25 protein-coding genes are annotated in these 25,130 nt (G+C 70.3%); 17 read left to right on the top strand and 8 right to left on the bottom strand.

Annotated elements, in window-relative coordinates; all coding sequences use genetic code 11:
* Positions 1–106: 106 nt before the first annotated feature.
* Entirely contained in the window at positions 107–877 is a 771-nt protein-coding gene (locus tag ABZU76_RS23280) for an IclR family transcriptional regulator (protein WP_354872989.1), read from the bottom strand.
* A 116-nt stretch (positions 878–993) separates the two neighbouring features.
* Between ABZU76_RS23280 and ABZU76_RS23275 the strand changes: the two genes are divergently transcribed.
* The 6 genes from ABZU76_RS23275 to ABZU76_RS23250 are packed head-to-tail and all read left to right on the top strand — an operon-like array spanning position 994 to position 7,452.
* Positions 994–1,596: an SRPBCC domain-containing protein gene (locus ABZU76_RS23275; protein ID WP_354872987.1), complete on the top strand. Its 603-nt coding sequence runs from the start codon at positions 994–996 to the stop codon at positions 1,594–1,596.
* Positions 1,593–2,477 (top strand): FAD binding domain-containing protein, encoded by an 885-nt coding sequence (locus tag ABZU76_RS23270; protein ID WP_354872985.1) that lies wholly within the window; start codon positions 1,593–1,595, stop codon positions 2,475–2,477. Before ABZU76_RS23275 ends, ABZU76_RS23270 begins: the two co-directional genes overlap by 4 nt.
* Entirely contained in the window at positions 2,434–4,752 is a 2,319-nt protein-coding gene (locus ABZU76_RS23265) for a xanthine dehydrogenase family protein molybdopterin-binding subunit (RefSeq protein WP_354872982.1), read from the top strand. Before ABZU76_RS23270 ends, ABZU76_RS23265 begins: the two co-directional genes overlap by 44 nt.
* The gene (locus ABZU76_RS23260) at positions 4,749–5,228 is read left to right on the top strand and encodes a (2Fe-2S)-binding protein (RefSeq protein WP_220245783.1); all 480 of its coding nucleotides are present in this window, start codon (positions 4,749–4,751) and stop codon (positions 5,226–5,228) included. The genes ABZU76_RS23265 and ABZU76_RS23260 overlap by 4 nt, the downstream gene beginning before the upstream one ends.
* Positions 5,225–6,010, top strand: coding sequence for an alpha/beta fold hydrolase (locus tag ABZU76_RS23255; protein WP_354872979.1), 786 nt, complete (start codon positions 5,225–5,227; stop codon positions 6,008–6,010). The genes ABZU76_RS23260 and ABZU76_RS23255 overlap by 4 nt, the downstream gene beginning before the upstream one ends.
* On the top strand, positions 6,007–7,452 hold the full coding sequence (locus ABZU76_RS23250; RefSeq protein ID WP_354872976.1) for a UbiD family decarboxylase: 1,446 nt from the start codon (positions 6,007–6,009) through the stop codon (positions 7,450–7,452). The genes ABZU76_RS23255 and ABZU76_RS23250 overlap by 4 nt, the downstream gene beginning before the upstream one ends.
* A 90-nt stretch (positions 7,453–7,542) precedes the next feature.
* Here ABZU76_RS23250 and ABZU76_RS23245 read toward each other — a convergent pair whose 3' ends face one another.
* The 3 genes from ABZU76_RS23245 to ABZU76_RS23235 form a co-directional block, all read right to left on the bottom strand.
* Positions 7,543–8,295 carry an alpha/beta fold hydrolase gene (locus ABZU76_RS23245; RefSeq protein WP_220245780.1) on the bottom strand — a complete coding sequence of 251 codons (753 nt, stop codon included), beginning with the start codon at positions 8,293–8,295 and terminating at the stop codon, positions 7,543–7,545.
* 106 nt (positions 8,296–8,401) lie between these two features.
* Positions 8,402–9,118 (bottom strand): hypothetical protein, encoded by a 717-nt coding sequence (locus ABZU76_RS23240; RefSeq protein ID WP_354872973.1) that lies wholly within the window; start codon positions 9,116–9,118, stop codon positions 8,402–8,404.
* Positions 9,119–9,182: 64 nt separating this feature from the next.
* Positions 9,183–10,220 carry an acyl-CoA dehydrogenase family protein gene (locus tag ABZU76_RS23235; protein WP_354872971.1) on the bottom strand — a complete coding sequence of 346 codons (1,038 nt, stop codon included), beginning with the start codon at positions 10,218–10,220 and terminating at the stop codon, positions 9,183–9,185.
* Between the two features lie 104 nt (positions 10,221–10,324).
* On the opposite strand from ABZU76_RS23235, the gene ABZU76_RS23230 reads away from it, so the two are divergent.
* The 7 genes from ABZU76_RS23230 to ABZU76_RS23200 all read left to right on the top strand — a co-directional run bounded on the left by ABZU76_RS23230 (position 10,325) and on the right by ABZU76_RS23200 (position 17,845).
* A complete protein-coding gene (locus ABZU76_RS23230; RefSeq protein WP_354872969.1) occupies positions 10,325–11,524 on the top strand; it encodes an acyl-CoA dehydrogenase family protein in 1,200 nt (399 codons plus the stop codon).
* Positions 11,525–11,549: 25 nt separating this feature from the next.
* Positions 11,550–13,109: an AMP-binding protein gene (locus tag ABZU76_RS23225; protein ID WP_354872967.1), complete on the top strand. Its 1,560-nt coding sequence runs from the start codon at positions 11,550–11,552 to the stop codon at positions 13,107–13,109.
* A 270-nt stretch (positions 13,110–13,379) separates the two neighbouring features.
* The gene (locus tag ABZU76_RS23220) at positions 13,380–14,207 is read left to right on the top strand and encodes an SDR family NAD(P)-dependent oxidoreductase (RefSeq protein ID WP_354872964.1); all 828 of its coding nucleotides are present in this window, start codon (positions 13,380–13,382) and stop codon (positions 14,205–14,207) included.
* The gene (locus tag ABZU76_RS23215; RefSeq protein ID WP_354872961.1) at positions 14,200–14,763 is read left to right on the top strand and encodes a TetR family transcriptional regulator; all 564 of its coding nucleotides are present in this window, start codon (positions 14,200–14,202) and stop codon (positions 14,761–14,763) included. The genes ABZU76_RS23220 and ABZU76_RS23215 overlap by 8 nt, the downstream gene beginning before the upstream one ends.
* A gap of 36 nt (positions 14,764–14,799) precedes the next feature.
* On the top strand, positions 14,800–15,336 hold the full coding sequence (locus ABZU76_RS23210; RefSeq protein WP_354872959.1) for a DinB family protein: 537 nt from the start codon (positions 14,800–14,802) through the stop codon (positions 15,334–15,336).
* Positions 15,337–15,399: 63 nt separating this feature from the next.
* Positions 15,400–16,755 (top strand): 3-carboxy-cis,cis-muconate cycloisomerase, encoded by a 1,356-nt coding sequence (gene pcaB, locus ABZU76_RS23205; RefSeq protein ID WP_354872956.1) that lies wholly within the window; start codon positions 15,400–15,402, stop codon positions 16,753–16,755.
* 127 nt (positions 16,756–16,882) lie between these two features.
* Positions 16,883–17,845 (top strand): SCO0930 family lipoprotein, encoded by a 963-nt coding sequence (locus tag ABZU76_RS23200; protein ID WP_354872953.1) that lies wholly within the window; start codon positions 16,883–16,885, stop codon positions 17,843–17,845.
* Positions 17,846–17,978: 133 nt separating this feature from the next.
* On the opposite strand, the gene ABZU76_RS23195 is transcribed toward ABZU76_RS23200, so the two are convergent.
* Positions 17,979–18,566 (bottom strand): DUF4383 domain-containing protein, encoded by a 588-nt coding sequence (locus ABZU76_RS23195; protein WP_354872951.1) that lies wholly within the window; start codon positions 18,564–18,566, stop codon positions 17,979–17,981.
* 185 nt (positions 18,567–18,751) lie between these two features.
* Between ABZU76_RS23195 and ABZU76_RS23190 the strand changes: the two genes are divergently transcribed.
* On the top strand, positions 18,752–19,678 hold the full coding sequence (locus tag ABZU76_RS23190) for a hypothetical protein (protein WP_354872948.1): 927 nt from the start codon (positions 18,752–18,754) through the stop codon (positions 19,676–19,678).
* Between the two features lie 3 nt (positions 19,679–19,681).
* On the opposite strand, the gene ABZU76_RS23185 is transcribed toward ABZU76_RS23190, so the two are convergent.
* Positions 19,682–20,893 (bottom strand): alpha/beta hydrolase-fold protein, encoded by a 1,212-nt coding sequence (locus ABZU76_RS23185; protein ID WP_354872946.1) that lies wholly within the window; start codon positions 20,891–20,893, stop codon positions 19,682–19,684.
* Between the two features lie 153 nt (positions 20,894–21,046).
* Positions 21,047–22,012: an alpha/beta hydrolase gene (locus ABZU76_RS23180; RefSeq protein ID WP_354872943.1), complete on the bottom strand. Its 966-nt coding sequence runs from the start codon at positions 22,010–22,012 to the stop codon at positions 21,047–21,049.
* A 165-nt stretch (positions 22,013–22,177) separates the two neighbouring features.
* On the opposite strand from ABZU76_RS23180, the gene ABZU76_RS23175 reads away from it, so the two are divergent.
* From ABZU76_RS23175 to ABZU76_RS23165, 3 genes are all read left to right on the top strand, one after another.
* Positions 22,178–22,651, top strand: a complete 474-nt coding sequence (locus ABZU76_RS23175) for a MarR family transcriptional regulator (RefSeq protein ID WP_220245764.1) — start codon at positions 22,178–22,180, stop codon at positions 22,649–22,651.
* 56 nt (positions 22,652–22,707) lie between these two features.
* Positions 22,708–23,556 carry an SAM-dependent methyltransferase gene (locus ABZU76_RS23170; RefSeq protein WP_354872941.1) on the top strand — a complete coding sequence of 283 codons (849 nt, stop codon included), beginning with the start codon at positions 22,708–22,710 and terminating at the stop codon, positions 23,554–23,556.
* A gap of 139 nt (positions 23,557–23,695) precedes the next feature.
* Positions 23,696–24,166, top strand: a complete 471-nt coding sequence (locus tag ABZU76_RS23165; RefSeq protein WP_220245762.1) for a hypothetical protein — start codon at positions 23,696–23,698, stop codon at positions 24,164–24,166.
* Here the strand turns inward: ABZU76_RS23165 and ABZU76_RS23160 are convergent.
* Positions 24,163–25,101 carry a patatin family protein gene (locus ABZU76_RS23160; RefSeq protein ID WP_354872938.1) on the bottom strand — a complete coding sequence of 313 codons (939 nt, stop codon included), beginning with the start codon at positions 25,099–25,101 and terminating at the stop codon, positions 24,163–24,165. The genes ABZU76_RS23165 and ABZU76_RS23160 overlap by 4 nt on opposite strands.
* Positions 25,102–25,130 lie beyond the last annotated feature (29 nt).

Genomic DNA, 25,130 nt, shown 5'->3' with positions numbered 1-25,130 from the left:
CTATTGAGGACATTGAGTCCCGCATGCGGCACATTAAGCGAGCCGGTCGACAGCGGTCAAGAAACCCGTGGCCAGGCAAGATCGGAATACTTCCGCAAATGCGGAACTATTCGTCGATTTTGACCGCACCTCCGGTTCGATCGGTGATCCTGAGGCCGCATTCGCGGATCAGTGCGCCATGTTGATCCACAGTGGACTCGTTGAGCTCCGACGAGAACGCGAGCGTGCAGACGACCATCGACACGCGCCGCTGAGCGTCGAACACCGGCGCAGCCAACCCGGACTGACCGAGGTCGAACTCCCTGATGCTGACGCTGTAGCCGCGCTCCCGTGTGGCCGCCAGCTCCTCGCGCAGCGCGGCACGCGTGGTGATGGTTTCGGCCGTGAAACCCTCCAGCCCGTAACGCTCCGCGAGCCGCTCGACGTGCGCCGGGTCATCCCACGCGTGGAACGCGCGCATGATGGCGGGCGCGGAGAACGGGAAGGTGTCGCCGATGCCGACGGTGATCCGCACCCCCTTGCCGCGGTCACCCTTCGCCAGCACTGAGTAGTCGGTGGCACCGTGGCGCTGCACCGCGAAGACGATGAACCCCGTGCGCTGGCTCAGCGAATCGAGCTCCTGCTGCACGATGTCGGTCATCCAGTCCTCGGACACGCGGGCCATCGACAGCAGCCGCGGCCCCAGTGACCAGCCACCGCGGTCGCCGCGCGACGTGGTCCAGCCGGCCCGCTGCAGCGTGCCGAGGATGTTGTACGCCGTGCTGCGATTGAGCCCGAGCTCCTCGATCAGCGCTCCGGAAGACACCGCTTCCGGCCAATCGCGGGCAATCCGCTCCAGGAGCCGCACCGCGTTCAGCACCGCCGGAACGTCGCTCATGATCCGTCACCCCTCGCCATTCTGCCTCAGCGCACGGTAGCCGAGCCCTTTCCGGACTCGCCAGGACCGTGTTAACGTCCTGTGGAGCAGACACTTAGTCCTCTATGGTGGTCATTATGAAGCTTGGATCCTCCTTTGTCGTCCCCGCGGACCACAAACGCGTTTTCGCCCATTTCCTCGACCCTGACACGATGCGGGTCGCCATCCCCGGCGCCGCTGAGCTCGTCCGTTCGGACAGCACGCACTACCGCGGCAAGCTGGTCAACGAGATCGCGCACGTGAAGTTCAGCGCCGGGTTCTCCGCCGAGATCACGGAGCTGACCGAGCCCGAGGAGGTCAAGGCCCTCCTGAAGGGCGAGGACCACAAGCTCGGCAGCTCGATCAAGATCGACGCGCGGCTCGGCGTACAGCCCGACGGTGCGTCTTCATCCAAAGTGGAATACAGCCTCGACGTCGCGATCTGGGGCAAGATCGGGCGCATGGGCGAGTCGATCGTCCGGCGCCGCTCGCAGGAGGTGGAGCGGGAGTTCGTGTCCGCGTTCGCCGAGATCTGCGCCGCGGGCCCGCCCGGGCCGGACAACCCCGGGCTTGCGAGCGTGATCGCCAAACGGGAAGGCCCGAAGAAGCGGGTCTCCGAGACGCCGGCCGGTGACGCCGCGCCCGCGAAGGAATCCTGGTGGCGCCGCCTGCTCGCGAAGCTGTTCGGCGGGAAGAAATGACCGCCTACCACTACCCCACCACGCTCGACGAGACCTGCGCGCTCCTCGACGACGGTGAGGACACGATGGTCTACGGCGGCGGCACAGCCGTGCAGATCCTGCTCAAGCAGGGTGTGCTGTTCGCCACTGATCTGGTCGACATCGGCGGTGTGACGGGCCTGGACGAGATCTCCGAGACGTCGAAGGGGCTGCGAGTCGGCCCGCTGGTCACGTTGCGGCGCATGGAAACCAGCCCGATCGTCCGCCGCGTCGCCCCGCTCGCGGCCGAGGTCTACAGCCGCGTGGCCAACCCGCGTGTGCGCAACACGGCGAGCGTCGGCGGCAACATCGCCCACGGCGACTACCGGCTCGACCCGCCGACGGCGTTGATGGTGCTCGACGCCACAGTGGAACTCACCTCGCGCCGCGGTTCGCGCAAGGTGCCGGCGCGCGAGTTCTTCGTCGACTTCCAGCAGACCGCGCTGGAGCACGGCGAGCTCGTGTCGGCGATCGAGATCCCCACCCAGCCCGAGTCCGCGGGCGCGCACTTCGCGAAGCTCTCCAGCCTCGCGGCCAACGACTGGCCCGCGGCTTCGGCTGCCGCGCTCGTCGTGGAGCGCTCGCGCGGCAAGCGCGACGTCCGGCTCGGCCTCGGCGCATTGAGCCACGTGCCGGTGTTCCTGCAGTTCGAAGCGTCGGCCGACACGTCAGTGGACGACGTCGTCGGCGCCGCGAAGGAAGCCGCGACACCCCTGCTCGACCCGATTCCCGACGTGCGCGGGAGTTCCGACTACAAGCGGCGCCTCGGCCTCGTGGCCGTCGAAGAAGCTATCCGCAACTCCTGGAAGGAGGGCAACGATGACCACCGTCGAGTCTCGATCTTCGGTCGCCGCCGTCGGTGAACGCTGGGCGCGCGTCGACGGCCGGGCCAAGGTCCGCGGTGAGCTGCAATACGCAGCTGACCAGCCGGTGCGGCCTTGCCTCGATGTCGCCGTGCACCGCAGCACCCGCCCGCACGCGAAGATCACCGCCATCGACACGAGCCGCGCGCTCGCGGCCGAAGGCGTGGTCGCCGTGGTGACCGGCGCCGACCTGTACGCGGAGTTCGGCGACCGGCTCATGACCGGCCCGGCGTTCTCCGACCAGCCGTGCCTCGCCTACGGCAAGGTGCGTTACGTCGGCGAGCCCATCGCCGCAGTGATCGCCCACGGCGCCAAGCAGGCGCGCGAGGCGGCCGAGCTGATCGAGGTCTCCTACGACGAGCTCGAGCCGGTGCACGACGTCGACAAGGCCGTGCTGGGCGCACCGTTCGTGCACGACGAGCTGCGGCCTTCGATCGTCTTCGGCGATCTGAAGCACCTGCGCGGCAAGCGCGACACGAACGTGAACTACGAGTACAACCTGCGCAAGGGCGACCCGTCGAGCGTCAGCGGCACCACGGTGTCCTACGACTTCTGGTGCCCGCCGACGCACCACGTGCCGATCGAGCTGCCGTACGCGGCCGCCTGGTGCGAGGGCGAGCGGCTGGAGCTGCTGGCGACCACTCAGACGCCGTCGTACGTGCGGCAGTCGCTGGCCGACCTGCTGGACCTGCCGCTGAACCGCGTCCGCGTGCGCACCGCGCCGCTGGGCGGGAGCTTCGGCGCGAAGATGTACGACCGGCTGGAACCGCTGGTCGCGGCGCTGGCGTGGACGCAGAAGATGGCCGTGAAGATCACGGCGACGCGCGAAGAAGCTTTCCTGCTGACCACGCGCCACGGCTGCGCGGTGGCGGGCAGCATGACCGCCGACGAGAACGGGATGATCGTGGCGTCCACTTCGGACGTCCGCTACGACACCGGCGCCTACGCCGATGTCGGCCCGCGTATCACCGCGAAATCGGGCCTGGTCGCGCCGGGTCCGTACAAAGTGGACAACGTGCACGTGCGGTCCCGGTGCGTGTACACGAACAAGCCGTCGGCCGGGCCGTTCCGCGGGTTCGGCGTGCCGCAGGTCACGTGGGCGCACGAGTCGCTGGCCGACGAGCTCGCGCGGCAGCTCGGCGAGGACCCGGCGGAGTTCCGCCGCCGCAACATGCTGCGCGAAGGCGACATCGCGCCGGTCGGCACGCCGATGCACAGCGCCGACTTCCTCGGCAGCCTCGACGCCGTGACCGAGGCGATCGAGTGGGGCACGCCGTTCGTGAAGCAGGAGGGCACGCTGGTGCGCGGCCGCGGCGTCGCAGTCGGCATGAAGGCCGTGCTCACGCCGACGATCTCCAACGCCGTGGTGCAGCTCAACCAGGACGGTTCGGCGTCGCTGCTGATCAGCACCATCGACATGGGCCAGGGCAGCGACACGATCATGGCGCAGATCGCGGCCGAGGTGCTGTGCCTCGGCGAGGGCGACGTGCGCGTGGTCCAGGCCGACACCGACGTGACGCCCTACGACACGATCACCGCCGGCAGCCGCTCGACGTACCACACCGGCAACGCCGTGCGCCTGGCCGCGGAGAACATGCGCGACAAGCTCGTGGAGCTGGCGGCGGAGCGCTTCGGCGTGGTGGCGACGGACATCAAGCTCACGTCCGACGGTCTCGTCAGCGCGCAGACGCAGGAGACCGTGTCCGTGTCGGAGCTGCTGCACGGGCACTTCGGGGCGCGCGGCACGACGCTGACGGCGGAGGCCAACTTCACCACGTCGTGGCAGCCGTACGACCACGAGAACGGCCTGTCGCCGCAGGTCACCGAGCACTGGTTCGCCGGTGCGGCCGCGGTGCAGCTCACCGTGGACACGGCGACCGGGCGCGTGCACATCGAGCACCTGGCTGTGGCCGGTGACGTGGGCCGTGCGATCAACCCCGCGATGGTGGAGCAGCAGCTTTCCGGCGCGGCGATCATGGGGATCGGGCACGCGCTGTTCGACCAGATGGTGTTCGACGAGGGCCAGATCGTGAACGGCACGCTGCTGGACTACCAGCTGCCGTCCATCAAGGACATGCCGGACAAGCTCACGCCGATCATCATCGAGAGTCCACATCGGACGGGTCCGTTCGGCGCGAAGGGCGTCGGCGAGACCACCATCATCCCGCTCGCGCCGGCCATCGCCAACGCCGTGCGCGACGCGACCGGCGTGCGCATCACGCAGCTGCCGCTGACGCCGGAACGCATTCTGACCGCGCTGGAGGAACAGTCGTGAGGGAGATCGAGCTGAAGGTCAACGGCCTGCGCCGCAAGCTGGGCGTGGCCGACGACGAGTTGCTGCTCGACGTGTTGCGCCGCGAGTTCGGCACCACGAGCGTGCGCGAGGGCTGCGGCGTCGGCGCGTGCGGCGCCTGCACGGCGCTGGTGTCGGGCAAGAGCGTGTCGACGTGCCTCTCGCGGGCCGCGCGCTTCGACGGTGCCGAGATCACCACCGCCGACGGCCTGCCGGCCGATGACGAGGTGGTGGACGAGTTCGTCGCCAACCGCGCGATGCAGTGCGGTTACTGCATTCCCGGGTTCGTGATGATGGCCCACGAGCTGCTGGGCGAGAACCCGCAGCCGACCGACGAAGAGGTCGTGGAGCACCTGGAGGGCAACATCTGCCGCTGCGGCACGTACTCCGAGATCCACGCCGCGATCAAGGCCGCGGCCACGCGCCGGGCCGCCAAGAACGAAAGGGCCACCGCGTGAACGTCGAAACCCCGCAGGGCACGCTGCACGTCCACCGGACGGGAACGTCCGGCCGGCCGCTGCTGCTCCTGCACCCGCTCGCGCTGTCCGGAGCGGTCTGGGACCCGGTGGCGCGGTTCTTCTCGGCTGAGGCGCAGGTGCTGGCCCTGGACGCGCGCGGCCACGGCGAGTCCACTTGGGACGGTGCCGACTTCACGGTCGACGACATGGCGGCGGACGCGGCGGCCGTGATCGCCGCCGCGGACGCCGGCCCCGCCGACGTCGTCGGCCTGTCCATGGGCGCCAGCACCGCGCTGGCCCTCGCGGCGACGCGGCCCGAGCTCGTGCACCGGCTGGTCCTGGCCGACGGCACGGCGTACTACGGTGACGATGCCGTGCCGGTCTGGGCGGAGCGAGCCGAGCGGGCGACGACGGTGCCCCGGGACAAGCAGCTCGACTTCCAGCGCGACCGGTGGTTCGCCGAGCCGTTCCTCACCGGCCACCCGGACGAGGTCGAGCGCGTCTGCGAGATCTTCCTCAAGACCGACTCCGCAGCTCACGGTGCTGCCTGCCGCGCACTCGGCGGTCTGGACGCGCGTACCCGCCTCGGCGACGTGACGGCCCCGACGCTCGTGGTCGTCGGCGAAGAGGACTACGCGACTCCGCCCGCGATGTCCGAGGCAGTGGCCGCGGGCATCGCCAACGCCGAGCTGCGCGTCCTGGAGAAGACCCGCCACCTCAGCCTCCTGGAGCGACCGGACCTGTGGCCCTCGCTGGCCTCGTTCTTCGGCGGCACGCAGTGACGGACGAACCCCTCCTCAGCCTCCGCACCCACCTCGACGCGATCGCGGGCTACGGCGAACTGCGCGACGTGAAGGGCGCCGACTGGGACCTCGAACTGGGCGGCATCGCCGAGCTGAGCTACCGGATGGACCCACCGCCCGCGCTGCTGTTCGACGACATCAAGGGCTACGCGAGCGGCCTGCGCGTCTTGACGGGCAGCACGGGTTCACCACGCCGGCTGGGCCGCACGCTGCGCCTCGGCGAGGACCTCGACTCCGTCGGCGTGGTGGACGCCCTGCGCGGCAAGCCGTCCCAGTGGTCGGCCGCCGCGCGGGACTTCCCCGTGCTGCCGGTGTCGGACGCGCCCCTGCTGGCCAACTCCGTGGCCGGCTCCGAGGTCAACCTCCTCGACTTCCCCGTGCCGCGCTGGCACGCCGACGACGGTGGGCGATTCATCGGCACCGGCTGCTTCGTGGTGACCTCCAACCCGGAAACCGGCGTCCACAACGGCGGCTGCTACCGCATGGAGGTCCAGGACGACGGCCGCGGCGTCACCGTCGCGATGGTGCCGGGCAAGCACGGCGACCAGAACGTGCGGGCCTGGTTCGAGAAGGAAGGCCGGGCGCCGGTCACGGTGTCGTTCGGCCACGACCCGCTGCTGCTCGTGCTCGGCGGCACGGAGGTGCCGGGCGGGGTCTCGGAGCTGGAGTACGCGGGCGCGGTGCTGGGTTCGCGGGTGCCGGTCGTGCTGGGCCCCGACACCGGCCTCCCCATCCCCGCCGGCAGCGAGATCGCCATCGAGGGCTGGCTGCGGCCGGACCACCAGCGAGACGAAGGCCCGTTCGGCGAGTGGACCGGGTACTACTCCGGCAAGCGCCGGCCGAACCTGGCCATCGACATCACGCGCATGTACTACCGCGACAACCCGATCCTGCTCGGCGCGCCGCCCGGGAAACCGCCGCACGACTACTCGTACATGCGGACCGTGATGAAGTCGGCGATGATCCACGACGAGCTCGCCGCCACGGGCGTGCCGGGCGTGGTGAAGGCGTGGGCGCACGAATCGGGCGGCGGCCGGCTGTTCATCGCCGTTTCGCTGCAGCAGCGCTACCCCGGCCACGCGCGGCAGGTCGCGTACCTCGCCGCCCAGTGCCCCGCCGCGGCGTACATGAACCGCTACGTGGTCGTCGTGGACGACGACGTCGACCCCGCCGACCCCGACGAGGTCATCTGGGCCATGTCCACCCGCAGCGACCCGTCCCGCGACATCGAGATCATGAAGCAGACGTGGGGCAGCAAGCTGGACCCGCTGTACGTGGACGGTTCTCCCGCCTACAACAGCCGCGCCATCATCGACGCCTGCCGCCCCTTCGAACGCCTGGCCACCTTCCCGAAGGTGGCCTCCAGCGACCCGGCGTTCCTGACCTCGCTGGCCGACAAGTGGCGTGACGTGCTGAGCTGACGCCACCCCAATGTGGCGTTGGTTGCGTTGAGCGCACCCAATGCGGCGTTCGGTGCGCTCAACGCACCGAACGCCACATTGGGGCGCAGGTCAGGCCAGGTAGCGCTTGGCCCAGGTGGCGAGGATGTCCGCGGCGAACGCGGCGTCCGCGCGGCCCGTGAGCAGGTGGTCGGCACCGTCGAGCGCGACGAACGACTTCGGGTGCCGCGCGGTGTCGAAGATGACGCGGGCGTTCTCCACGCCGACCTCGGCATCCACCGGCGAATGCAGCACCAGCAGCGCCGCCTTCAACCCCCGGATCCGCTCCGCTTGCGGCTGCGCGGCGATGTCGTCCAGGAACTGCTTGCGGATGCGGAACGGCCGCCCCGCCAGCACCACCTCGGCCTCGCCGTGCCGCTCGATCTGCTCGCGACAGTCACCCAGCAGCTTCGCCACGTGCTGCGGATCGGCGGGCGCGGCGATCGTCGCCACGGCCCGCACCTCCGGCACGGCGTGCCGCGCGGCCAGCACGGCAGCGCCACCGAGCGAGTGCCCGATCAGCAGCTTCGGGGCGGCGTACTCCTCTCGCAGGTGGTTCGCGGCCGCGACCAGGTCGGCGACGTTCGAGCTGAAGTCCGTGTTGGCGAACTCGCCCTCCGACCCGCCGAGCCCGGTGAAGTCGAACCGCAGCACGGCCACGCCGAACGCCGTGAGCCCCCGTGCGACCCGCGTCGCCGCGACCACGTCCTTGTTGCACGTGAAGCAGTGAGCGAAGAGCGCGTACGCCTTGGGCTCGCCCTCCGGCAGCTCCAGCCGCGCCGCCAGCGGCGTGCCCTGAGACCCGGGAAACTCAAATCTCGTCACGCGCACTCCTTCAGCAAGACTCCTGAAGTCGATCAGACCACGCGCGGCTCCACCGGGTCGACGGCGGCCGGCCGGGAGTGTCCTCTCGTACCGGGATAATTGACCATCAGCCGCACTTCACGGAGGCGTCCAGCAACGCGACGTACGTGACCTTCGGGCCTTCGGCCGTGAAGTCGTACGTCCACGTCGGGTGTCCCGGCACGGCCACCGCGAAGTGCCCGGCCGGCGTCGGTTTGAGGCCCTTGGCGTCGTAGAGCCGGTGCAGATCGGCCAGCGGCGTGCCCGCGCCGGCCCCCTCGGGCGTCTTGACCTGCGGCGGAGCGACGACCGAGCGCAGCTTTTCACCGGAGAAGACGGCGCCGCCGCTCGCCGCGAGCTCGGCCGCGCGCTCCTCGCGCAGCTCGGTGACGCTGACCGTGGCCGCCGCGGCTTGCGCGCTCAGCTTGGCTGCCGCGGCCGACTGAGCGGCTGACTTCGCGTAGTCAGCCGCCGAACCGCGCAGCCCCGGATCCAGCACGTGCGCGTCGGCGTCCTGGGCCTTGTGGTTCAGGTCGTCGGCCTTGGCGACGGCCTGCTGTTCGGCCTCGAGCGCACCCGGCTCGGGCGCCGGCCCGCCCGCGAACGAGTACGACTCGCAGCCGTCGAAGCCCGACATCGGCTGGGCCGCGAGCGTGGTGCCCGTCGCCGCCTTGGTGACGCCCGGCGCAAGGCCGCGCAAGCCGTCGGGTCCCAGCGCCTCAGGCCCGGGTGCGCTTGCCTGCGGCCCAGAACTGCACGCCGCCAGCGCCACGAGCAGCGCAGCACCGATCACGACAATCCGCATGAATATTTCCCCCTCTTTCCGGATCGGAAAACTACCCGAACCGGATCAAGGAAGCACCCACGTTTCAGGCGAACACGTGCTCCGCCACCGCGTCGAGCTGGCGTGCCGCCGAGCCGAGCAGCTGGCGGCGCGCGCGGGCATGCTTGAGATGGACGTGCGCCGGGTGCTCCCAGGTGAAGCCGATGCCACCGTGGGCCTGGAGCGCATCGCGCGTCGCGGCGTCGGCGACGTCGCTCGCGGCAACCACGGCGGTGCGCGCCGCGGGCAGGGCCTCAACACCGGCGTCCACGGTGGAAGCGGCCCACTCGACCAGCAGCCGTGCCGCGTCGAGCTGCACGAACCGGTCGGCGAGCAGGTGCTTGAGCGCCTGGAACGACCCGATCGCCCGCCCGAACTGCTGCCGTTGCTTCGCGTACTCCACCGCGCCGTCGAGCGCCCGCTGTCCCGTTCCGACCAGCTCCGCCGCGAGCACCGTCAGTACCCGAGCCGACACGTCAGCCGAAGACAGCTCGACAACCGGTACCGAAGAAAACGAAATCACCGCGGCCGGCTCGATCACGTCGAACGCGCCCACCGACTCGCGCCGCACCCCGGCCGCCGTCAGGTCGATCCGCACGAACCGACCCTCGACGGCCGCCACGAGCACGTCCGCGTCGAGCCCGAACGGCACCACGCGCAGCACGCCGTCCACAGTGGACCCACTCAGCCGCAACGGCGAACGATGCCCAGGAAAAACGGGGAACGTCTCCCACGCCGCCACCGCCACGGCCGAACCATCCACAAAGTTGTCCACATTGTGCACAGAACTCAGAACGGCCACCGCGGAAACCGCCGCGGCGAACGGGATCCGCGGCAACGCGGCCCCGACTTCCTCGGCCACCACACACAGTTCCCGCAAACCACCACCGGACCCGCCGCGTTCCTCGGGCACGCCCAACCCGAGCAGCCCGGCGTCCGCGAAGGTCTTCCACAGGGCTCCGTCGAGGCCCGCGCCCGCGGCTTCCCACGCGGGCGGCAGCGGCGCCGTGCGCGCGGCGTCGGCCAGCATCCGCCGCACCGACCTGGCGAGCTCGCGCTGTTCGTCCGTCGTCGCGTAACCCATCACGCCTCCTCGAAGATCCAGGCCCGCATCGAAGCATTGACTATCGGGTCTATCTACGCAACTGTTGAGGTCAGGACAGAGTTGTCACCCAGGCAGGAGGGCGCGTGGGAAGTTTCCGCGAGCAGGTCCGCGAGTTCGTCGCCGCCCTCGTGCCGCCCGGCTGGCGCGGCATCGGCGGCCTCGAAGGCGACGCCTACGCCGAGTTCCGCACCCGGGCCCGCGCGGCCCTGGCGGAGCGCGGCTGGGTCGCGCCCGCGTGGCCCGTCGAGTACGGCGGCGCCGGCCTCAGCCCGGCCGAACTCGTGGTGCTGGTGGAAGAACTGTCCACAGCCGGGATCCCGTTCGGCTCCGACAACGACGCGTTCGGCATCGGCATGCTCGGCAACACCATGCTCCGCTGGGCCAAACCCGAGCTGTGCGCGAGGTTTCTGCCGCGGATAGTCACCGGTGAGTACGTGTTCGCCCAGGGCTTCTCCGAGCCGGGCGCCGGGTCCGACCTCGCATCGCTCGCCCTGCGCGCCGAGCCCGACGGCGACCGGTGGCGGCTCAACGGCCAGAAACTCTGGTCCTCGGGCGCACACCTGGCCAACTGGATGTTCGTGCTCGCCCGCACCAACCGCGAAGCCGCGCCGCACAAGGGGATCAGCATGCTGCTGGTCCCGCTCGACCAGCCCGGCGTGGAAATCCGGCCGATCCGCAACATCACCGGCGGCACCGACTTCAACGAGGTCTTTTTCACCGACGCCACCACCGACCGCGAGCTCGTGGTGGGTGACGTCGACCGCGGCTGGGCCGTCGCGATGACCTTGCTCGGGTTCGAGCGCGGCGAAACCGCGCTGCACGCCCCGATCCGCTTCCGCGCCGAGCTCGACCGGCTGGTCGACCTGGTCCGCGAGCGTGGCCTGGACACTGATCCGGACATCCGCCGCCGCGTCGCGTGGTGCCACGTGCAGGTGGAACAGCTGCGCTGCCACGGCCTCCGCACGGCCGCGTTACTGATCGACGGCGAGGAGCCCGGGCCGCGCGCAGCGGCCTTCAAGCTGCTGTGGAGCGAGTACCATCGCCTGGTCACGGAGCTCGCGCTCGACGTGCTCGGCCTAGACGCGCTCACGCCGTCGGGGCGGCCGTCGCCGAACTGGTACCACACCGACGATCCCGGCGCGCCGAACTCGACTGCGTCATGGACCAGCGTCTACCTCAATTCCCGCGCCGGCACGATCTACGCCGGCTCGTCTCAGATCCAGCGCGGCATCGTCGGAGATCTGCTGCTCGGGCTACCCAAGGAACCCAAGCCCGTGCGTTGAACCCGCGGCCTGCCCAGGAGGAGCGATGGCCATTCGCAGCACCTACCCCGACGTCGTCATCCCCGACGGATCCCTGCCCGGCCTGCTGCTGGGCTCGCTCACGCCCGAGGAGGCCGCGCGCGCCGCGGTCATCGACGCCGGCTCGGGCAGGCGACTGACCTACGGCGAGCTCGCCACGGCCGTCGAGCGCCTGGCCGCCGCGCTGGCCGAGCGGGGCATCGGCCGGGGCGACGTCGCCGTGCTCGCCGCACCGAACTGCGCCGAGTACCCCGTCGTGTTCCACGGCGTGCTGCGCTCGGGCGCCGCGGTGTCACCCGCCAACCCGCTCAACACCCCCGTGGAGCTGGCGCACCAGCTGCGTGACGCGGGCGCGCGGATCCTGTTCACCACCTCCGCCGGGCTCGGCAACGCGCGCGCCGCCGTGAAAGAGGAAGGCGTACGCGTCGAAGAGATCGTGGTGCTCGACGCGGCCGACGGCGTGACGTCGCTCGACGACCTGCTCGCCGGCACCGCCGCCGCGCCGCCGGAACCGACGGCCGACGACCTCGCCGTGCTGCCGTACTCCTCGGGCACCACCGGCCTGCCGAAGGGCGTGCTGCTGACGCACCGGAACGTCGTCGCGAACCTCAGCCAGATGCAACCGCTGACGGAGCTGCGCCCGGGCAAGCGTGCGATCGCCGTGCTGCCGCTGTTCCACATCTACGGCATGAACGGGATCATGAACATCAGCCTGCTCAACCGGGCGACCGTGGTGACCATGCCGAGGTTCGACCTCAAGGGCTTCCTCGCCGCCGTGGCCGAACACCGCGTGGACCACCTGTTCATCGCGCCGCCGATCGCGCTGGCGCTGGCGAAGGTCCCGTTCGTGACCGACTACGACCTCGGCTGCGTCGACGTGGTGATGAGCGCCGCCGCGCCCCTCGACGCCGGCATCGCCCAGGAGCTGGCCGCGCGGCTGAACGTCACAGTGCTGCAGGGCTACGGCCTCACCGAGACGAGCCCTTGCACGCACGGCATCCCGGCCGACCGGCCCGACGTCGACCGCGGGTCGATCGGGCTGCTGATGCCGAGCGTCGAGGCCCGCGTGGTCGACCCCGTGACCGGCGACGACGCCGAGCGCGGCGAGCTGTGGGTGCGCGGCCCGAACGTGATGCGCGGCTACCTCAACAATCCCGCCGCCACCGCCGCGACCATCGACAGCGACGGCTACCTGCACACCGGCGACATCGTGACCGTCGACGACCGCGGCGTGTTCCACGTGGTCGACCGGCTCAAGGAACTGATCAAGTACAAGGGTTTCCAGGTCCCGCCGGCCGAGCTGGAGGCGCTGCTGCTGACGCACCCGGGCATCGCCGACGCGGCCGTGATCGGCGTGCCCGACGACGAGGCGGGCGAGGTGCCCAAGGCGTTCGTCGTGCGCCGGTCACCGGAGCTGGACGAGGCCGCGGTGCAGGCGTTCGTGGCCGAGCGGGTGGCGCCGTACAAGAAGGTGCGGCAGGTGGAGTTCGTGGACGCCATCCCGAAGTCCGCCGCGGGCAAGATCCTGCGGAAGGTGCTGCGGCAGCGGGAGCTCGCTCACAGCTGAACGTTGTCCTCGCGGGACGACTGGCGTTGACGTCGCGGTGGCGGGGTGGGCGGAGCGCCCCAATGTGGCGTTCGGTGCGCCCAACGCACCCAATGCGGCGTTCGGTGCGTTCAGTGCAACCAATGCCGCATTGGGGTAGGTGTGTCCGGCCGTAACCAACCCGCCGGAGCTGGCCAGGCCCGCGGAGGCGGAGGCCGGGACCAGCCCCTGGCAAGACGGAGGATCCTCCGTTATGGTGGTAAGTATTCAGTTACTTACTTGAGGACGGCCATGTCACGCACCCTGCTCATCACCGGAACTTCCCGCGGCCTCGGTCGCGCGCTCGCGGTCGCGGCGCTCGAGGCCGGCCACCGGGTCGTGGCTACGGCACGCCGCTCCAACGCGGTCGCGGACCTGGTCTCGGCGTATCCCGAATCGGCGCGGGCCGTGGCCCTGGACGTGCGGGATCCCGAGGCCGCCGCGGACGCCGTGCAGGTCACGGTGGACGAGTTCGGCCGGCTCGACGGCGTGATCAACAACGCCGGCTACGCCAACGTCTCCAGCCTCGAGGACACCCCGCTCGCCGACTTCCGCGACCAGGTCGAGACGAACCTCTGGGGCGCGGTCCACGTCAGCCGCGCGGCGCTGCCGGTGTTCCGGAAGCAGGGCTCGGGGCACGTCGTGCAGATCTCGTCGGTGAGCGGGCGGCTGGCACCGGCGGCGGGGCTCGGGCCCTACGTCACGGCGAAGTTCGCTCTGGAGGGGTTCTCCGAAGCACTGGCCCTGGAGACGGCCGGGTTCGGCGTGCGCGTGACGGTGGTCGAGGCGGGGTCGATGGCGACGTCGCTGTACTCGTCGATGGACGCGCCCGAGCCGAGCCCCGCGTACGCGTCCGTGCTGGCGCCGATGCGCACGGCCCACGCCACCGGGCGGGCCCCGGGGGTCGACCCAGCGCGGGCGGCGGCGATGATCCTGAGCGTGTTCGAGCTGACCGACCCGCCGTTGTGGCTGCCGCTTTCGGGCGAGGCCGTGGACTTCATCCGGCCCGCGGAGCAGCGCAAACTCGCGGAGCTGGACCGTTGGGAGGAGCTGAGCCGCTCGGTGGACGCCCATGACTGAGGCTCCGGCCCGCGACGCCGCCGCCACTCGCCGTCGCATCCTCGACGCGGCCATCGAGGAGTTCTCCGACGCCGGGCTCGCTGGCGGGCGCGTCGGCCGCATCGCCGACCGGGCGCGCGCGAACCAGCGCATGATCTACGCCTACTTCGGCAGCAAGGACGGGCTGTTCGAGGCCGTGCTGACGGAGAAGGTGCTGCAGGCGCAGGCCGCGGTGACGTTCGACGCCGAGAACCTGCCGGGGTACGCGTGCCAGGTGTTCGACTTCTACCGCGCCCATCCGCGGATGGTGCGGCTGAACCTGTGGCAGGCACTCGAACGGCCGGATCTGCTGCCGTCGCTGGCCCCCGTCTCGCGCGCGATGGCCGACAAAGTGACGGGCATCGCGGCGGCGCAGGCCGCGGGGGCGGTGTCTTCGGCGTTGCCGGCTGCGGCGCTGCTCGATCTGATCCTCGCGTTGACGTACGGCAACATCGCGCAGGCCGGAAACGCCGCGTTGTGGCCGGATTCGCAGCGGACGGCCTTGGCCACGGCGGTTTCGCGGCTGATTGCCCGGTGAGCCCGAATTGTCGGTGCCGGGTGAGACCGTGGGCGGATGGAGATTCCTCAGCATTTCTCGCCCGTGGCCGAAAGCACGCGAGAGGCCATCCCCAGGCTGGCCAGTGAGCGCGACACGCTGGTCGCGTTCCTCGACTGGCACCGCGAGACGTTCGCGGTGAAGTGCGCGGGCCTCGGGCAGGACGCCCTGTCGACCAAGGCCGTGTCCCCGTCGGGCCTTTCCCTGCACGGCATCCTGCGCCACCTCGCGGGCGTCGAACGCTGGTGGTTCCAACAACAGTTCGCCGGCGCCGACGTGCCCCTCCTCCACTACTCCGACGACGACCCCAACCAGGACTTCGACTCCCTCGACGGCGACGTCACCGAGGCGATGGCCTTGTGGCGCACGGAGTGCGCACGCTCGCGGGAGATCGTTGCGTTGGCTTCCTCGCTGGAGGACCGGGGAACGTCGCTGGTGACCGGTGAGCCGTTCACGTTGCGGTGGTTGCTGGTGCACCAGATCGCGGAGTACGCGCGGCACAACGGCCACGCTGATCTGCTGCGCGAATCCCTCGACGGCACGGTGGGCCACTGACCCGATGCGAGGCTCCGCACAGAAGCGCGGTGGCGACGAGTCCTGCGTGCGATGCTGGGCGGCATGAGCGTCGATCCTGATTCCGGGTTGTTGTCGCCTGTGCGGGCCGGGACGCCGGTCGAGGCGGTGACCGGGGACAACGCGGTGGTGGGGGCGATGCTGGCGGCCGAGGCGGCGCTGGCGAGAGCGCAGGCGCGGCTGGGGACCGTGCCGGCCGGGGCCGCGGAGGCGATCACCGCGAAGGCCGCCGAGGTGGCGCGGGAGATCGACGTGGTGGCGCTGGCGAAGACGGCGCGTGCGACGGCGAATCCCGTTGTCGGGCTGGTCAAGGAGCTGACGGCGGCCGTCGGCGCCGAGCACGCCGACTACGTGCACCGCGGGTCGACGAGTCAGGACATCGTCGACACTGCGTTGATGATCGTCGCGAGGAACGCGCTGGAGCTGCTGCGAGACGACCTGGCGACAACCGCGTCGGCGCTTGCGGATCTGGCTCGCGCGCACCGCGACACCGTGATGCCCGGCCGGACGCTGACGGCCCACGCCGTACCGACGACGTTCGGGCTCAAGGCCGCGGGCTGGCGGCAGTACGTGCTCGACGCGGCCGAGCGGGTGCGCCGCCTCGAGCTGCCCGTGTCGTTGGGCGGCGCGGCCGGGACGCTGGCCGCGTACGTCGAGTACGGCGACGGCACCGAGGACTACGCGGAGCGGCTCGTCGAGGCCTTCGCCGAGGAAACCGGCCTGGTCACCACGACGTTGCCCTGGCACGCGAACCGCACGCCCGTCGCCGATCTCGTGGCCGCGCTGGCCCAAACGGCCACGGCGCTGGGCAAGTTCGCGGTCGACGTCCAGGTGCTCACGCGCACCGAGATCGGCGAGGTCGCGGAGCCCACGGGCGGTGGCTCGTCGGCGATGCCGCACAAGCGCAACCCCGTGCTGTCGGCCCTGATCCGCTCGGCGGCGCTGCAGGTGCCGGTGCTCGCGGCGGGCGTGACGCAGTCCGGGCTGGCCGAGGACGAGCGGTCCGCCGGCGTGTGGCAGGCCGAGTGGCAGCTGCTGCGCGAGTGCCTGCGCCTCACGGGCGGGGCCGCGCACACGGCCGTCGAGCTGGCGCGCGGCCTGGCCGTGGACGCGGAGCGGATGCGGGAGGACGTCGGTCTCACGCACGGGCTGATCGTGTCGGAACGGCTGTCGGCCGCGCTGGCGCCGTTGCTCGGCAAGGCGCGGGCGAAGGACGTGCTCGGCGAAGCGTCGAAGCGGGCGGTCGGCGAGAATCGGCCGCTGCGCGACGTCCTCGCCGAGATCTCCCAGATCACCGACGTGCTGGACCCCGCGAAGCTCGACGACCTGCTCGACCCCGCTCAGTACACGGGCGCGGCCGGGCGACTGGTCGACCGCGCCCTCGAAGGTGACGGAAAGTAGTCGCAACTTCTGCTGAACCGCTCCGCCCGACCGCCCGTGTAGGAGGGTGGGAAGCGTTCCTCACGGAACGCGGGGGGTACCGGCAGCTGCGCCTGGCGCGGCGACCACGTACCCAAGGAGAAGTTTCATGCTTCGCAGGTTCCGCACGGGCGTCATCGTCGTCTCCGCGGCCGCAGGGCTCACGCTGCTGAGCGCCTGCTCGGGCACGACCGCTCCACCCGCGCCGGTGCCCGGCGGCGGGACCGGGGGCGGTCAGGTCGGCAACGCCGCGGCTGCGACCGAGACGGCCGTCAAACTCGCGGCCACCGACGTCGGTGAGCTGGGCAAAGTCCTCACCGACGGCGACGGCCAGACGCTCTACCGCTTCGACAAGGACACCGCCAAACCGCCGAAGTCCGCGTGCGTGGACGACTGCGCCAAGGCGTGGCCACCGCTGCTGTCGAAGGGCGACGTGCAGCTCGACGGGGTGGACAAGAGCCTCGTCGGCAGCGTGACCCGCGCCGACGGCACCGAGCAGGTGACCGTGAACGGCTGGCCGCTCTACACCTACGCGAAGGACACCACGCCCGGCGACGCCACCGGCCAGGGCGTGAACGGCACCTGGTTCGCGGCCACCCCGCAGGGCGGCAAGGCCGGAAAGTCCACTTCGGACGGTGTGAAGCTCAGCGCCGGCGAGGTCGACGGCGTCGGCGCGGCCGTGGTCGACCAGGACGGCTTCACGCTCTACCTGTTCACCAAGGACAGCAAGAAACCCTCGAAGTCCACTTGCGACGGTGACTGCGCCAAGCTGTGGCCGCCCGTGCTGACCAGCGGCAACGTCGCGCTCGACGGCATCGACGCCAAGCTGCTCGGCAGCGTCAAACGCGCCGACGGCACCACGCAGGCCACGCTCGGCGGCTGGCCGCTGTACCGGTATTCGAAGGACACCGCGCCCGGCCAGGCCAACGGCATGGGCGTGAAGGGCACGTGGTTCGTGATCGAGCCCAACGGCTGCAAGTCCGGCACCACCACGAGCACCGGATCCGCCCCGGCCAAGCCGACCACGAGCGCCCCGGCCGCCAGCGCTTCGAGCGAGCCGTACAGCTACTGACCCCAGACCCGGCGCCGCGCCCCGACAGCGCGTCGTCAGGACAACCCGGCCACGGGCGGCGGAAGGAGCGGCAGTTCCCGAACACACCCGAAGGCCCGGCAGCTGCGGGAGTTGCCGGGCCTTCGGGTGTGTTCTAGTGCGCCAGGCCGGGACCGCGCTTCTCCCGGGGCTGGATCTCCCGGGTGGACCCGGCGTGGTCGTCGTCCTCGACGCACTCGATCACGCTCGTCTGGGCCTGATCCGCCGTGATCGGCTCCACGTCTTCGTCCGGCAGCCGCACCTTGCGGCGCGCCGGCGCCATCGCGATCACCAGGCCCAGCACGGCGATGCCGAGGTGTAGCCAGTTGTCCGGCGTCGTGAGGTCCAGCGGGTTGCCGGCGACGGCGAACGGATTGGCCGCGATCATGCCGGTGATCATCAGGCCCCACACGAACAGCACGCCGTAGCCGAGGAAGAGCAGCCAGCCGAACGTCCGCGCGCGGCCGGAGCCGAACGCGAGCAGCAGGCCGAGCGCACCGGTCACCACGTGCACCAGGTTGTTCATCGGGTTGCCGGAGAACCGCCAAAAGCCGGCTTCGTGGTGCCCGGTGAAGCCACCGACGCCGGTCCTCGCGAAGCCGATTACGCCGTAGACCAGGAACGCAACGCCCACCAGTGCGGCCAGGACCTGCGCGGGCTGCAGGCCCTCCACCCGGATCCGGGCTCCGTGCGCATGAACCATGACTCCAGTCCTTCCCGTGGTGAGCTGACTCACGCGAAGGAAGTACCCCGTCTTCACCCGGGGTGAAACGCCGGTGCTTGCCCGCAGACCCCCGGAGCGTCACCGGATTCGGGCTTGTTCGAGATCAATGCCACAAAAGGCCCCCGATTCGGCAACACCGAACGGGTGATCGGACAAGTCCGGTCATGCGCAAAGTGAACATCCTCTTCCTCGTGGGGCTGTGCCTGGGGGCACTCGTCGCGCTGGTGCTCGTGGTGGCGGAACCGGCGCGGCACGTCGTCACCGCGCTCGGTCCGACGCCGGTCGCCGCGGCCGGCTCGGAAAGCTCGACCGTTTCCGTGCCCTCGGAGACCCCGTCGCCCACGTCGTCCAGCAAAATCCCGCCGGCGCGCAACTCGTCGACGCCCGGTGGCGCCAAGCCCCGCAAGCCGAGCACCCAGGCGCTGTCGGCGCTCGTCCCGCGTGGGCACGTGAGCGCCGTGGTCTACGACCGCACGACGGGGACCACCGTGCTGTCGGTGAACGCGGACCGCACTTACACGTCGGCGTCGCTGGTGAAGCTGATGATCGCCGTGTCCGCTCTGGAGAACGGCACGCCCGCCGGCACCGTGAAGGAAATGCTGTCCCGCAGCGACGACACGACCGCCAGCACGCTCTGGGTCGCCAACGGGGAGACGCAGATCGTCGAAAGCGCTATCCAGCGGATGGGACTCACGGAAACCCACCCGCCCGCGAGCCCCGGCCGCTGGGGCGACACGGAGATCACGGCCAACGACGTCACGAAGATCTACCAGTACCTGTTCACCAAAGCTCCCGCCGACGAACGCACGGTGATCCTCGCCGCCCTGCACGCCGCCACCGAGTTCGGCGCCGACGGTTTCCGCCAGTACTTCGGCATCCCCGACGCCCTTGGCCCCGGCAACTTCGCCGTCAAGCAAGGCTGGTCCTGCTGCCGCCCGACGCGCATGCTCCACACCTCCGGCCTCACCGGCGACGGCGACCGCTTCATCGTCACCGTCCTCACGGAACAGCCGCAGTCCGTCAGCTACGACACCGCGTCGGCGCAGATCACGTCCGTCGTGAAGAACCTTGTGCCGCTGCTGAAAACCTGACCCTCACTCGTCCGTCGCCGACAACGCACCGCGCGCCCCCGACTTCGGCAACGGCCACGGCCGCACGCCGCCGCTGACGTCGACCTGCCGGCCGGCCGCACAAGGTCCGGGGATGCGCGCGCCGATCCACGCCAGGACGTCGGGCAGTTGCGACTTGAACGTGTTCATGTTGTGTCCCGCGTCCGGGATCCGCCACGAGGAGAAGCGGACCGGGGCTTGAGCGGCGGCGCGGATCTGGTCGATGGCGAAGCTTTCGTAGTTCTCCTTGTCCCCGGAGATCGCCAGGATGTCCACAGGGGACGGATGAAGGCGCACGTTCAGGCGGACGTTGTTGGCGTCGTCGATGTCGTGGCGGCCGTGGAAGAGGTCTTCGGTTTCGGAGTCCACCTGAGCGCGGTCGTAGCCGCTGACGCTGACGGCCTGGGCGAACCACTGCGGGTGGCGCGTCACGAGGTTCATGGCGCAGTAGCCGCCCGAGGACCAGCCCGCGATGGTCCACGCGCCGCGCGCCGGGTTGAGGCCGAGGCGCTGGATGGCCCACTCGCGGACGTCGGCGGAGAGGTAGGTGTCGTTGGGGGTGCCGCCGACCTCGTCGACGCACTCGGTGTCGTGGCCGACCTTGGGCACGCCCGTCGGGTCGGGGATCACGACGACGGTGGGCGGCAGCACGTGCTTGGCGATCGCCGCGTCGAGCTGTTCAGGCAGGTGGTAGCCGCTCGTGGCGACCTCGGGTCCCGACGGGTAGTTCGGGATCCACTCGATCGCCGGGAACTTCAGCGAGCGGTAGGCCAGCTGGAAGTACTGCGGCGGCAGGTAAACGGCGACGTCGCGCACCAGCCCGGTGCGCCGGCCCGTGACCTTCATGTGCAGCACGGTCCCTTTGCCCTCGCGCGCGTGCACCACGCCGAGGTCGCGCATCTTGTCGAGGTCCGCACCGTTGTCGCCGGCCTCGGCGTCGACGCTTTCGGCCGCGTACACGCCGGTGCCGAGCAGCGAGCCGAGCGTCGGGAAGAAGCCGCCGATGAGGTTGCCCACCAGCGAAACGCTCACCACGACCAGCACCACGGCCGTGAGCACGGTGGTGCTGCGCCCGAGCTGCTTACGCTTGCGCCACCGGTCCCAGAACCACGGGACGGCCACGACCGCGAGCACGGCCAGCACACCGATCACGATCACTTCGACCGGTGAGTCCAGCCGGATGCTGCTCAGGTGCACGGGAACTCCCCCTCCTCCGGCGCGTGTCCGGAAGATCGAACCCGCCGTACAAACCCCTGTACAAGAAACGTTCGGCAGGCCACCCCCGTTGTGATCAGGTGAGCGCCGTCACAAGATCAAGAGGGTAGCCCGCCGGGCGTCTCAGCTGCGGTTTCAGGCCCCGAACGCGGCACGGAGGACGCTGATCGCCTGCTTGATCGCGGCGTCGGCGGCGCCGGTCTCGCGCAGCGCGTTGACCATCACGAAGTCGTGGATGGCGCCGGCGTAGCGTGCGGCCGTCACGGCGACGCCCGCTCGGCGCAGCTTCGCCGCGTACGCCTCGCCCTCGTCGCGAAGCACGTCGGCCTCGCCGGTGATCACGAGCGCCGGCGGCAGACCCGCCAGGTCTTCGAGCGACGCGCGCAGCGGCGACGCGGTGATCTCGGCGCGCTGGGCCTCGTCGGTCGTGTACTGGTCCCAGAACCACTTCATGGCGTCGCGCTGCAGGAAGTAGCCCGTGGCGAACAGGCGGTAGGACTCGGTGTCGAAGTTCGCGTCGGTAACCGGGTAGAACAGCACCTGCTGCAGGAAGCGCACGTCGCCGCGCCGCTTGGCCATGATCGTGAGGGCGGCGGTCATGTTCCCGCCGACGGAGTCACCGGCGATGGCGACACGGGAGGTGTCGAGCCCCTTCTCGGCGCCGTGCTCGACGGCCCACTTCGCGACCGCGTAGTTCTCCTCGATCGCGACGGGGTAGCGCGCCTCGGGCGAAAGGCTGTACTCGGGGAAGACCACGGCCGCGCCGGTGCCGGCGGCGAGCTCGCGGACCAGCCGCTCGTGGGTGCGGAAGCCGCCGAAGACCCAGCCGGCGCCGTGGACGTACACGAGGATCGGCAGCGGACCGGTCACACCCTGGGGCTTGACGATGCGCACCTCGACGTCGCCGTTCGGGCCGCCCGGCACCTGGACGACCTCGATGTCGGCGGGCGGCATCTCGACGGGGCCGTCCTGCACGCCGTCCACGGCCTTGCGACCTTCGGCCGGCGGGAGCTCGAACAGGAATGGGTGCGCGGCCGTGGCCTCGGAAAACGCCTGCGCGGCGGGTTCGAGGGCGAGGTTCTGCGGGTTCGGGGTGGTCATCTCGAGTCTCCTCCAGGCGGTGTCCGTTGCCGACTTCCATAAAGTTAGTGAGCAACTCAGTTGTGCACAACTAAACTGAGTACAATGAGATCTAAGGCACTTGAGTTGCTCGTTCGGGCACAAATCGGGGATCATCGAGAGTTACACCTTGTGGAGGAGGTACCCATGACCAGCCAGGATCCCGGCGAGACAGGCTCACTTCTGCTCGACGACCAGCTCTGCTTCGGCCTCTACTCAGCCTCGCGCGCCGTCACGTCGCTCTACCGGACGCTGCTCGAGCCGCTCGACCTCACGTACCCGCAGTACCTCGTGATGCTGGCACTGTGGGAACACGACGCCCAGCAGGTGAAGGAACTCGGCGCCGCGCTGAACCTCGACTCGGGCACGTTGTCGCCGCTGTTGAAGCGCCTGGAAAAGGCCGGCCTCGTCACGCGCGAGCGCCAGGCCGACGACGAGCGGTCCGTGCGGATCACGCTCACCGACAAGGGCGAGGCGTTGCGCGCGCAGGCCGAGCGGATCCCGCCGCACATCGGCCGCTCCCTGGGCTTCGACCTCGAGACGATCGTCCAGCTGCGCGTCTCGATGGACCAGTTGACGGAATCCGTGAACGCCTATCGGGAGGCCATCACCACGGCTTGATCCGCTTGTCGCGCACCGTGGTTAGCATGGGCGCGACCCGAGCGGTGAGGACGGCGATGATCGAACGAGACGAAGCCCTGCGCGCAGTCGAAGGCAGCCTGGACCGGCCGTCCGCGGCCCGGATCTACGACTACTTCATCGGCGGCAACACGAACTACGCGATCGACCGCGAGTTCGCCGAGAAGGTGCGCGCTCGGCTGCCGCTCATGGGTGACTACTGCCTGACCAGCCGGCAGTTCCTCGGCCGCGCAGTGCGCCAGAGCGTGCGCGCCGGGATTCGACAGTTCGTGGACATCGGCTCGGGCCTGCCGACGGCCGGCAACGTGCACGAGGTCGCCGACGCCGAGCGCCCCGACAACGACGTGCACGTGCTCTACATCGACAACGAACCCGTCGCCCTCGCGCACTCGCAGATCCTGCTCGCCGACACCGCCGACGAGGGACGTCACCAGGCCATCGCCGCGGACCTGCTGCAGCCGGAAGAGCTGTGGGAGCGCGTGATGGACTCGGACGTGATCGACGTGCGCGAGCCCGTCGCGCTGATCGTGAACGCGGTGCTGCACTTCATCAAGGACGACCAGGATCCGGACGGCATCCTGTCCTTCTACCGCGACCGCGTGGCTCCCGGCTCACTGCTGGTGCTCTCGCAGATGACCAACGAGAACCCGGTGGACGACGACGAACGCCAGGCGCTGGCTGATCTGCTGGAGTACTACGAGTCCACGACGAACCCCGGCGTTCTGCGCAACGTGGCGGAATTCTCGCGTTTCTTCGGCGGGTGGCCGCTGCTGGATCCGGGCCTGGTCTACGCGCCTGCCTGGCACCCGGACCGCGACACCGTGTTCGCGAAGGCGCCCTCGGAGTCGCGGGTGATCGGCGGGGTGGCGCGGAAACCGTCGCTCTGACCGGTTTGCGGGCTCGGGCGGACTCGGGCGGGACTCGGTGGGGTGAAACCGGCCCGGGATCAACCCTGGGTTTGACGCTTCCCGGCTCGCCGGCCGCCAAGCTGGTGCTCACCTTGAGTTCTGCCTGGAGGGGACCACCGTGAGCAACACCGTCAACATCCTCATCGGACTCGTCGTGCTGGCGTGGCTGTGTTGGCGACAGACGCAGAAACGCCTCGTGCGCGAAGACCGCAAACCGACCGTCCTGCTCATCCTCGCCGTGCTCGGCGTGGTGTCCCTCGCGTCGTTCTTCAAGGGCGGAACCCCGGGCACGCCCGCCGTGCTGCTGCTCATCGGCAGCCTGGTCGTCGCGGCCCTCTTCGGCCTCGTCCGCGCGTACACCGTCCGCCTCTGGCGCGCCGACGGCCAGCTCTGGCGCCAGGGCACGTGGCTCACCGTGGTCCTCTGGGTGGTCGCCATCGCGATCCACATCGGACTGGACTTCGTGATCGACGCGAACAGCCCGGCGAAGGGCCTGGGGAGCGCTTCGATCCTGCTGTACCTGGCGGTGTCGCTGGGCGCGCAGAGGTTGGTGGTCCAGTCGAGGGCCAACCACGTCGTGGCGGCCTAGGAAACTTCCCTCAGCTGTTCCAACGCGCTGTACACCGCTTCCGTCCCCAGCTCCACCGCCCGCCGTAGCACCGCGGGGTCGCGTTCCAGCGCCCCGACGGCCGGGGAGCCGGCGGGCGGGCGGATGCTGGCCAGCCGCGGATCCTCGCGCAGCAGGCGTTCGTCGTCGAGGTCGTGGGTGTACTGCTCCCGCCACGCGTTGATCGTGCCCGGGGCGTGGCGGCGCAGGAACCGGGGCACGACGACGTCCTGCACCCGCGGCGGCCGGGCCGGCAGCTCGTCCGACCGGCGGGTGCGCAGGACCAGCACGTCTGTCGCGCCCTGAGCCAGAGCGGTCCGAAAGGGCAGCGGCTCCGCCACACCCGCGTCGACAAAACGACGGCCGCCCATCGCGATGGGCGGCCCGGCGAGCACGGGCATGCACGACGAGGCCGCCAGCGCCGTCTTGATGTCCTCGACCTCCGTGATGAACGGGTGCAGGTCGGTGGACTCGCCGGTGTCCGCGTCGGTCGCCAAGGGGTGAAACGTGACGGGGTTGGCCAGGATCGCGGGGAAGTCCATGGGTTCCAGCACCGAATAGACCTGGTGCACGAGGTAGTCCAGGTCGATCACGGACTTGCCGCGCAGGGCTTGGAGCGGGTTGATGATCCGGCGCATCACCGTGGGGTTCCACCAGGTGCGCACGCCCGTCTGCGAGCGTCCGCACAGCAGCCACGCGGCGTTCAAGGCACCGGCGGACGAGCCGTAGACGGCGTCGAACGCGGGCGTCGCGCCCATCTCGTCCAGGGCCAGGACCATGCCACTCGAGTACGTGCCGCGGCTGCTGCCCCCTTCGATCGCGAGCACCAGGCGGCGGTCGTCACTCCGCTCCCCCGGCACGCTGCCCGACGCCAGCCGTTCGTTGATCAGTTCCAGAACCGGGTGCACGATGTCCATCCTGGTCGGTTCACGCCATTCGTCGACCC

The organism is Amycolatopsis sp. NPDC005232 (assembly GCF_040607795.1).
Taxonomy (GTDB): domain Bacteria; phylum Actinomycetota; class Actinomycetes; order Mycobacteriales; family Pseudonocardiaceae; genus Amycolatopsis.
The sequence above is the reverse complement of the archived record's forward strand: the minus strand, read 5'-3'. Positions and strand labels throughout refer to the sequence as shown.

Bases quoted from the DNA above. Each gene is read 5' to 3' on its own strand.
- ABZU76_RS23175 (WP_220245764.1), top strand. From the start codon at position 22,178: ATGACCAGCCAGGATCCCGGCGAGACAGGCTCACTTCTGCTCGACGAC.
- ABZU76_RS23160 (WP_354872938.1), bottom strand. From the start codon at position 25,101: ATGGACATCGTGCACCCGGTTCTGGAACTGATCAACGAACGGCTGGCG.
- ABZU76_RS23265 (WP_354872982.1), top strand. From the start codon at position 2,434: ATGACCACCGTCGAGTCTCGATCTTCGGTCGCCGCCGTCGGTGAACGC.
- ABZU76_RS23270 (WP_354872985.1), top strand. From the start codon at position 1,593: ATGACCGCCTACCACTACCCCACCACGCTCGACGAGACCTGCGCGCTC.
- ABZU76_RS23215 (WP_354872961.1), top strand. From the start codon at position 14,200: ATGACTGAGGCTCCGGCCCGCGACGCCGCCGCCACTCGCCGTCGCATC.
- ABZU76_RS23170 (WP_354872941.1), top strand. From the start codon at position 22,708: ATGATCGAACGAGACGAAGCCCTGCGCGCAGTCGAAGGCAGCCTGGAC.
- ABZU76_RS23195 (WP_354872951.1), bottom strand. From the start codon at position 18,566: ATGGTTCATGCGCACGGAGCCCGGATCCGGGTGGAGGGCCTGCAGCCC.
- ABZU76_RS23240 (WP_354872973.1), bottom strand. From the start codon at position 9,118: ATGCGGATTGTCGTGATCGGTGCTGCGCTGCTCGTGGCGCTGGCGGCG.
- pcaB (WP_354872956.1), top strand. From the start codon at position 15,400: ATGAGCGTCGATCCTGATTCCGGGTTGTTGTCGCCTGTGCGGGCCGGG.
- ABZU76_RS23200 (WP_354872953.1), top strand. From the start codon at position 16,883: ATGCTTCGCAGGTTCCGCACGGGCGTCATCGTCGTCTCCGCGGCCGCA.
- ABZU76_RS23280 (WP_354872989.1), bottom strand. From the start codon at position 877: ATGAGCGACGTTCCGGCGGTGCTGAACGCGGTGCGGCTCCTGGAGCGG.
- ABZU76_RS23210 (WP_354872959.1), top strand. From the start codon at position 14,800: ATGGAGATTCCTCAGCATTTCTCGCCCGTGGCCGAAAGCACGCGAGAG.
- ABZU76_RS23235 (WP_354872971.1), bottom strand. From the start codon at position 10,220: ATGGGTTACGCGACGACGGACGAACAGCGCGAGCTCGCCAGGTCGGTG.
- ABZU76_RS23220 (WP_354872964.1), top strand. From the start codon at position 13,380: ATGTCACGCACCCTGCTCATCACCGGAACTTCCCGCGGCCTCGGTCGC.
- ABZU76_RS23190 (WP_354872948.1), top strand. From the start codon at position 18,752: ATGCGCAAAGTGAACATCCTCTTCCTCGTGGGGCTGTGCCTGGGGGCA.
- ABZU76_RS23225 (WP_354872967.1), top strand. From the start codon at position 11,550: ATGGCCATTCGCAGCACCTACCCCGACGTCGTCATCCCCGACGGATCC.
- ABZU76_RS23275 (WP_354872987.1), top strand. From the start codon at position 994: ATGAAGCTTGGATCCTCCTTTGTCGTCCCCGCGGACCACAAACGCGTT.
- ABZU76_RS23180 (WP_354872943.1), bottom strand. From the start codon at position 22,012: ATGACCACCCCGAACCCGCAGAACCTCGCCCTCGAACCCGCCGCGCAG.